The 7,028-nt window shown below is 69.6% G+C and carries 9 protein-coding genes and 4 pseudogenes; 5 read left to right on the plus strand and 8 right to left on the minus strand.

Features of this window, described 5'->3' with window-relative positions; all coding sequences use genetic code 11:
* Positions 1-95: 95 nt before the first annotated feature.
* From OTB19_RS40950 to OTB19_RS43870, 4 genes and pseudogenes are all read right to left on the minus strand, one after another.
* On the minus strand, positions 96-488 hold the full coding sequence (locus tag OTB19_RS40950) for a response regulator transcription factor (RefSeq protein WP_267803950.1): 393 nt from the start codon (positions 486-488) through the stop codon (positions 96-98).
* A gap of 53 nt (positions 489-541) precedes the next feature.
* A complete protein-coding gene (locus OTB19_RS40955; protein WP_267803951.1) occupies positions 542-886 on the minus strand; it encodes a histidine phosphatase family protein in 345 nt (114 codons plus the stop codon).
* A gap of 115 nt (positions 887-1,001) precedes the next feature.
* Positions 1,002-1,229 (minus strand): annotated as a pseudogene (locus OTB19_RS40960) (hypothetical protein); the annotation flags it as partial.
* The gene (locus OTB19_RS43870; RefSeq protein WP_420717013.1) at positions 1,135-1,377 is read right to left on the minus strand and encodes an SDR family oxidoreductase; all 243 of its coding nucleotides are present in this window, start codon (positions 1,375-1,377) and stop codon (positions 1,135-1,137) included. The gene OTB19_RS43870 and the pseudogene OTB19_RS40960, both read right to left, overlap by 95 nt.
* Between OTB19_RS43870 and OTB19_RS40970 the strand changes: the two genes are divergently transcribed.
* Positions 1,263-1,736, plus strand: a complete 474-nt coding sequence (locus OTB19_RS40970; protein ID WP_267803952.1) for a linear amide C-N hydrolase — start codon at positions 1,263-1,265, stop codon at positions 1,734-1,736. The two genes, OTB19_RS43870 and OTB19_RS40970, sit on opposite strands and share 115 nt — an antisense overlap.
* A 3-nt stretch (positions 1,737-1,739) precedes the next feature.
* On the opposite strand, the pseudogene OTB19_RS40975 reads toward OTB19_RS40970, so the two are convergent.
* Positions 1,740-1,931 (minus strand): annotated as a pseudogene (locus OTB19_RS40975) (IS200/IS605 family transposase); the annotation flags it as partial.
* Positions 1,932-1,934: 3 nt separating this feature from the next.
* On the opposite strand from OTB19_RS40975, the pseudogene OTB19_RS40980 reads away from it, so the two are divergent.
* Positions 1,935-2,417, plus strand: a pseudogene (locus OTB19_RS40980) (RNA-guided endonuclease InsQ/TnpB family protein); the annotation flags it as partial.
* Positions 2,418-2,586: 169 nt separating this feature from the next.
* Here the strand turns inward: OTB19_RS40980 and OTB19_RS40985 are convergent.
* Positions 2,587-3,135, minus strand: a complete 549-nt coding sequence (locus tag OTB19_RS40985; RefSeq protein WP_420717014.1) for a Uma2 family endonuclease — start codon at positions 3,133-3,135, stop codon at positions 2,587-2,589.
* 673 nt (positions 3,136-3,808) lie between these two features.
* Between OTB19_RS40985 and OTB19_RS40990 the strand changes: the two genes are divergently transcribed.
* The gene (locus OTB19_RS40990; protein ID WP_267803954.1) at positions 3,809-4,111 is read left to right on the plus strand and encodes a pyrroline-5-carboxylate reductase family protein; all 303 of its coding nucleotides are present in this window, start codon (positions 3,809-3,811) and stop codon (positions 4,109-4,111) included.
* Positions 4,112-4,168: 57 nt separating this feature from the next.
* Positions 4,169-4,828, plus strand: a pseudogene (locus OTB19_RS40995) (transposase); the annotation flags it as partial.
* 112 nt (positions 4,829-4,940) lie between these two features.
* On the opposite strand, the gene OTB19_RS41000 reads toward OTB19_RS40995, so the two are convergent.
* Positions 4,941-5,516 carry a DUF5994 family protein gene (locus tag OTB19_RS41000; protein WP_267803955.1) on the minus strand — a complete coding sequence of 192 codons (576 nt, stop codon included), beginning with the start codon at positions 5,514-5,516 and terminating at the stop codon, positions 4,941-4,943.
* A 169-nt stretch (positions 5,517-5,685) separates the two neighbouring features.
* Positions 5,686-6,357 carry a CBS domain-containing protein gene (locus OTB19_RS41005; RefSeq protein ID WP_267803956.1) on the minus strand — a complete coding sequence of 224 codons (672 nt, stop codon included), beginning with the start codon at positions 6,355-6,357 and terminating at the stop codon, positions 5,686-5,688.
* 234 nt (positions 6,358-6,591) lie between these two features.
* Between OTB19_RS41005 and OTB19_RS41010 the strand changes: the two genes are divergently transcribed.
* Positions 6,592-6,969 carry an alcohol dehydrogenase catalytic domain-containing protein gene (locus OTB19_RS41010; protein WP_267803957.1) on the plus strand — a complete coding sequence of 126 codons (378 nt, stop codon included), beginning with the start codon at positions 6,592-6,594 and terminating at the stop codon, positions 6,967-6,969.
* Positions 6,970-7,028 lie beyond the last annotated feature (59 nt).

Here is a 7,028-nt window from a genome sequence, read left to right on the forward strand (position 1 = left end):
AAAGAACCTCGGAGAACCCGCCACCGGGACGGCCACCCGGGATACCGGCCTGCCCGAATCCGGAAACCCACCACAAAAGCAATCACACCGCGTGATCAAAGATCACGCGGTGGATCGAGGCTCAGAGCGCGCAGCCTCTTGCCCACGGCGTCGGCGGAGTAGTGGCACCGGCGGCCGGTCTCCGCCAGCTCGGCGCCCAGGGCCAGCCCCCAGAGGATCTCCCGCTCGACTTCGTCCGCCGCCGGTGCCGGTGTGATCAGTTCGGGGCGGGCCAGCTGGCCGGTGACGTAGCAAGCGTGGACGAGCGCGGTTCGGGTCGTCACACCGGTCTTCGCGTTGCTGTCGGACATCTGGACGTCGACGGTGGCCTTGGAGAGCGCCAGTTCGGCGGCAACCTCTGCGCTGGACATCCCCATGGCGACCTTTTCAGCGATGCGCAGCTGGGCGGGGGTGAGGATGTGGGTGGCGATGCCGGGGCGTCCGGCCATGGGATCGGTCCTCTCGTACGTCGGAGCGCTGGGGGTGGAGTGCGGTATGCCAGTCAGCTCTGCCGGGCTGACCGGAACGAAGAGGAGTGAGGGGCGTCGGTCTCGCGGAAGGATCGGATCTCCGCGAACCCCCAGTCGGCTCGGGCGGCATGCTCGAATGCGACGGGGCCGTCATCCAGGGCGCAGAGGACGCCGAGGAGCAGCTTGTGGGACACCACGAGCAGTCCGCTGCCGTACGAGCGGGCGAGCGCCGAGACGTGTTCGGCGGCGCGGCACGCCCGGTCGTGCAGCTGGGCCAGGCTTTCGCCGTCCTCGAAGGCGACGGCCGGGTTCTGCACGCGCTGCCGACGCCAGTCGATGTACGCGGGCGGGTAGTCGTCGGCCGCCCGGCCGATCACCGCGCTCGGGGCGCGCCACTCGGACAGCAGGTCGCTGCTCGCGATGACGGGCAGGCCGGAGACGGCTGACGATCTCAGCGGTCTGAGCCGCTCTCGGCAGAGGGCTGGAGACGATGGCCGACACGCCGGTGGGCAATGGGGTGGCCACGGCGGCCTGAGTGCGGCTGGCCTCGGAGAGCGGCACGTCCCTCGGGGCGTGATGTCCGGCTCTGTGGCCTTCGTAGGCGCCATGACGCATGAGCCAGATCTCAACCAAGGACCCAGCCGCCGTCCACATGGATGGTCTGACCGGTGATGAAGCCGGCGTCCTCGCCGGCGAGGAAGGTGACTGCGGCGGCGACATCGGTGGGTGCGCCGCGGCGCTGGATGCACTGCCGTGCGAGCTGCCGGACCTCGCCAACTTCCTCACCTACGTCACGATCCTCGGAAGCTGGCTGGTCCCCACCTACAACCCGGCCGCCTTCGCCGATCACCCCTCGGCCATCGAGCACCGACTGGACAACACGCCGGTCATCACCGCCCAGGTCACCAGCAGCTGGAGCACCTGAAACGGTACGAGGGGTTCGCTGGCGCCCTGCCGCTGCCGGGCACCACGGAGGCGGCCGACCGCTTCGTACGCGCCGCCTACTACCTCGACCGCCTCCCGCCCGCCGACACCGCGGCCCGCGCGTACGCCGCGCTGCTCAGCGTCATGCGTAACGCCGCCCAGCCGTTCGGCATCCCGGACCTGGCCCGCCCGAACATCTCCATCCCTGATCTTGCGTGGGTATCCCCGGCTTCAGTCGGGGAGGGAAACGCATCCTCGGACCGGAGGCGCGCAGCGCCGGAGTTCGCTGCGCTTTCGGGGTGACGGTCAGGTAGGCCGCTTCTGGCCCTCGATGTACTGACCGACGATGCTGAGCGGTGCACCGCCGCACGACGCGGCGAAGTAGGAGCGGGACCAGAAGACGGAGCCCAGCCCGATACGGTTGATGCGGCCGGTGTACTCGGCGCGCAGGTATCGGGAGCTGACGCCCTTCAAGCTGTTGATCAGCTTCGACAAGGCCGCATCGACATGGGCATAGCCAACTTCCTCGCCGACTCAGGCAGCGGGTTCGTACCCAACCCCCGGCATGGCCGGAAGGCTGCCGCGAAGCTCGAATCCGCACAGCAGGCCCTCTCCTGCTTCCCTCGCGTGCGCCGCGACAAGCGCACCGCCAACCACCAGCGAGCCGTCCAGCGGGTTGCCGACCTACACCGCAAGGTTCGCCGTCAGCGCCTGGACCACGCACACAAGACCGCGCTGGACCTCGTGCGTGAACACGACTTCATCGCGCACGAAGACCTCAAGATCCGCAACATGGTCAAGGCCCCCAGACCTGAGCCGGACCCCGACCAGCCGGGCATCTTCCTGGCCAACGGGGCCGCCGCAAAGGCCGGCCTCAACCACTCGATCTCGGATGCCGGATGGGGGGTGTTCCTGACGATCCTGCACGCCAAGGCTGAAAGCGCCGGACGGGAAGTGATCGCCGTGGCCCCCCGCAACACCTCCCTTGACCGCGTCGACTTCGACCGTGCCGCCCGCCTCGACCCGACCGCCGACAACCCGGTCGGCGACGTCACCGGCCGCTACGAGCCCCGCGAACCGTTCGCCTTCGCCCTCGCGGGGTCGTGAGGCAGCCCGCAGCTCGTGAAACCGTGGCCCGGCATCCGGCAGAGAGTCAGGGCACGAGGTTGTCGAGGTCGATGTCGAGGGGGATGGGGACGGACACCTTCAACCGGTTGCGGTGGATGCCCGTGGCCACATACGTGCTGGTCATGACGTCGAGTTCGTAGGTGTGGACGGTGGGGGCGCCGGCCTCGTCCTCGACGCGCCAGAAGTGGGGGATCCTGGCCTGTGCGTACTTGAAGGGCTTCAGGGACCGGTCGCGGTCCGCCGACTCCTCCGAGACGACCTCGACGACCAGGGCGACGTCCTCGGGCGCGTACCACGTCCGGTCGGGGTCGTAGGAGGCGGTGGTGAGCAGGATGTCGGGCTCGGGGCGGCTCTTCTTGTCGAGCCGGACGGTCATCTCACGCTCGGCGTCGAATCCGTCGGGGGCGGCCTGGCGCAGGGCGAAGGTCAGGTTCTCCACCAGCCGGGCGTGCCAGGACCGCTGCGGCGACATCATGAAGATCAGGGCTCCGTCGATGAGTTCGGTGTGCCGCGGTGCCTGGGCGAGGCGGTCGAGGTCATCGGCTTCCCAGCCGCTGATCCTGGGCGGGATCATCCAGTCGGGGAGTTCGGCGGTCACGGCTTCCTCCAGGCGCCTCGAAGAGGTCAGGGGCCCTCATCCCGGATCGCGGACACGGGCGCAACGCTGGTGTGAGCATAGTCGAGCGACCGGACCTCTCACTCGGCCCTTGTGGGTCCGACGAGCCGGACGCCGGTGACCATCTCGGTGTGGATCCGGACGACGTGGTCCATGGACGAGCTGCTTCGGCGGAGTGGTGCACGTCAGCTTGAGCGTCGGGTCGAGGTCGGCCGACACCAGGCTTGCGATGTCGTCGAGGTCGCAGTGGTAGCCGCCGTCCTTTACCTCACAGGTCAGGGGGACTTCCGCGGCGGCCGCGGAAGCCGACGGCGCGATGACGCCGCCCAGGAAGAAGGTCGGAGCGGGGAGCAGCGCCGCCGTGCGGAGGTGGACACGCTTGCGGGTGTCGCGTGACATGCCTTGCCTTTCTGGAGTGATCGTGCCGACCGGGGCCCGGCCTGCCGGAGCGGCCCCGAGACGGTCGGCGACGTCCCGGTGGGGCGCGTCACTGGTCGGGGGAGAGTGCATTCGGACCACTCGCCGCGAGCGGCTCGGCGAGCCTCGGCGTGTCGCGGGCGTAAGGGTGCGCGTACCGGAAGAACCCGGTCGGGCGTGGCCCGCCTGCCGGACTGTTGCGGAAGGTCGGGAGATGGGCGTGATCGCGCTCTTCGGCGCCGGTGAGATGGGCGAGGCGCTGCTCGCCGGACTTGTACGCTCGGGCCACGAGCCGGCCGGGATCCTGGTGGTCGAGCCACGTGCGGAGCACGCCCAGCGGCTGCGCGAGGAGTACGGGATCACCACCGCTCCCGCCCGGAAGGCCGCCGAGCCGGCTGAGACGGTGCTGATCGTGGTGCGCCCGCAGGACGTGCCGGGACTGCTCGCCGCCATCGCGCCGCACCTGCGGCCCGACTGCCTTCTCGTCTCGGGGCGGCCGGCGTCCCGACGCGACTGATAGAACGGTACGTCGCCGACGACACGCCCGTCGTCCGCGCCATGTCCGACCTCTTACACCCCTGTCCCCGGATGGCCGTACTCGATCGTCTGCGCGCTCGAGCCCGGCCGCAGCTCGTGGACCGCGCCCTTGGACGCACTCCGCCTGGCGCCGGGAGACGACACCGCAACCGTCACCGCCCGACAACTGCGTGAGCTGGTCGAACGGCTCATCACGGCCGGGCAGTGGAGGGACGGCGATCCGGCCATCCTCCTGGTCGCGGACGCCGGATATGACGCACCCCGCCTTGCCCGTCTCCTGCGTGATCTGCCGGTCCAGGTCCTGGCGCGGATGCGCTCGGACCGAGTCCCGCGCAGGGCCGCACCGGCCCGGCAGCCCCACACGCAGGGCCGCCCGCCCCGCCACGGAGGAGAGTTCGTCTTCGGACAACCCGACACCTGGGGCACACCCGACGCGACGACGGTTTCAGACACGCGCCTCTACGGCACCGCCACCGCCCGCTCCCGGGACCGGCTCCATCCCAAGCTGACCCACCGCTCCTCCTGGGCCGCCGCCGACGGCACCCTCCCCATCGTCGAGGGGACCGTGATCCGCCTGGACATCGACTACCTGCCCAGCGGAGCAACTCCGAAGCCGGTCTGGCCGTGGTGGTCCGGCACCGGCGCCGGCCCCGCCGATGTCGACCGGCTTTGGCAGGCCTACCTGCGGCGATTCGACGGTCCCGGGCTACCCGCCTCGGGTACGGGCGGTAGAACACCGCTGGGACCACCAGGAGCAGATCACCTCTGCTCGTAAGGCGCCCTCCAGCGGACGAGGGGGGAGGCGGTGCTCACCACCAAGCACCTGCGGACAGGGGGCCGACCGGTTGCCTGGCAGGGAACCCCATGGGGGACATGCATGCTCCGCCTTCGCTCTCCCAGGCGTCTTCCCGTTTCCGGACGTCGGGCCTTCGGCCGATGACGGTTTCGGCGGCGATCAGTGCGCCGGCGGTCAGGACGCTGCCGGGGACGGAGGCGGCCGCCATCAGGCGGGCCGCGGCGGCGGGTGCGGTGTGGGGCGGGACGACGAGGAGGTCCCAGCGGCCGATGGTGTAGGAGAGCAGGATGAGCTTGTCGGGGTCCTGTTCGGTGAACCAGCCCACGTGAACCGTACGACCGTCCACGGGAACCGTGTGCGGGATGACGGGCCAGCGGTCGGGGTTCACGGTGACGCGGGTGATTCGCCCCCAGGTCTCGTCCAAGGCGGCGACGAGAAGGGGGAGTTCGGCTACGAGGTCACGGGTGCGGGGCCACCAGGCGCCGTCCAGCTGTCCGCCGAGAGGGGACTTGGGCGTAAGTGCGAGGCGAGCGGGGCGAGGAGGCGCGGGGAGCGTCGCAGGTGTAGTGCGTTCCAGGGCGATGGTCATGGTGGAGACCTGTCCCCGGGCCGCCCGCAGTTCGACGGCCCGGCGTATCGATCGCCGGAAATGACACCTGAGATACATCCGATGCGCGACATACTTCCGGTACCTCCACCATACGTCGGTGTGAAGATCAGAAGGGGTTCTGACCAGGCATTTCCGCTGAGGTGGAGGTTCATGCTCCGGCCGTCTGCGCAGCCGACGTGGTCAGGGCGCAGTTGACGTCGATCACGCCTTCCACAGCGCGTGCGAGACGCGCTGCCTCCGGGATGAGCGAGGCGTCGAGGATGCCGCCGGAGAGGGTGACCACGCCGCGCTGGACATCGACCCGTACCCTGTGCTGTGCGAGCGGGAACAGCCGGCCGACCACCTCGCGCCGCACCTCGTCTGCGATTTCACCGTCCGCGCGCAGGAACACCTTGAGCAGATCGGTGCGGCTGACGATGCCCTGGAGGGTGCCGGCCGGGTCGACGACGAGCAGTCGTTTGATGTGCCGCTCCGCCATGATCCGGGCCGCCCGGGCCAGGGTTGTGTCGGGCCGGACGGTGATGGCGGGGGTGGTCATCAGGTCCTTGGCCAGTGTCGAGCCGGCCTTCAGCGTGTCTCCCAGCCGCCGCATCTGCTCGATGAGACCGGTGGCGTGATCGCGGAACTCCTCCTTCGGAAGCAGATCGGCTTCAGAGACCACACCGATAACCCTGCTGGCACCCTCGCCCTCGATGACCGGTACTGCCGTCACTCGCCACTGGTTCATGACGGCGACGATCTCTTTGAACTCGGCGAGGGGCGTGACGCTGACGACGATTCTCGTCATCACGTCGCGGACGAGATGCGGGCTGGAGGTCATGGCGTGGTCCTCGATGAGACGGCGAAGGTTTCCCCGGGCCGGGCTGTCCTGAAGAGCGGCGGCCTTCCTCCGGCGGAGGAGGCCCCGCCATCCACCATCACACCTCCATGGCAAGGGCCGAACGGGCCTGTCAGGCCCCGGTGCGGGACCGTCCGGCCCTGTCCGGGAACCGAGCGGCGGGAACAGCATGAGGTGACCTTTGCCGGAGCACGCACGACACAGAAAGGTGGCGTCATGAAGGCACTCGTCTTCCAGGGGCCGGGGCGTACCGCGTGGCAGGAGGTGCCGGATCCGGGCATCAAGGATCCCGGCGACGCGATCGTGCGCGTCGACGCGGTGAGCATCTGCGGTACGGACCTGCACATCGTCAAGGGTGATCTGCCGGAGGTGGTTCCGGGTCGCGTGCTCGGTCACGAGGCCGTGGGCACGGTGGTGGAGATCGGCGGTGACGTCCGCTCGGTGAGGCCCGGCGACCGGGTGCTGGTCTCCTGCATCTCCTCGTGCGGCCGGTGCCGGTTCTGCCGCGAGGGCCGCTACGGGCAGTGCCTAGTGCTGCTCCGCGAAAGTTCGTGGAGGGGGGTTCAGGCTTCCTGGAGGGGGCTGGCGGCGTAGGTCCACTTGAAGGGGCGGGCGGTCTCGTTCCGTTTGATCATGTAGTCGTCCATCTTGGC

Source organism: Streptomyces sp. H27-H5, from assembly GCF_026627505.1.
Lineage (GTDB): Bacteria > Actinomycetota > Actinomycetes > Streptomycetales > Streptomycetaceae > Streptomyces.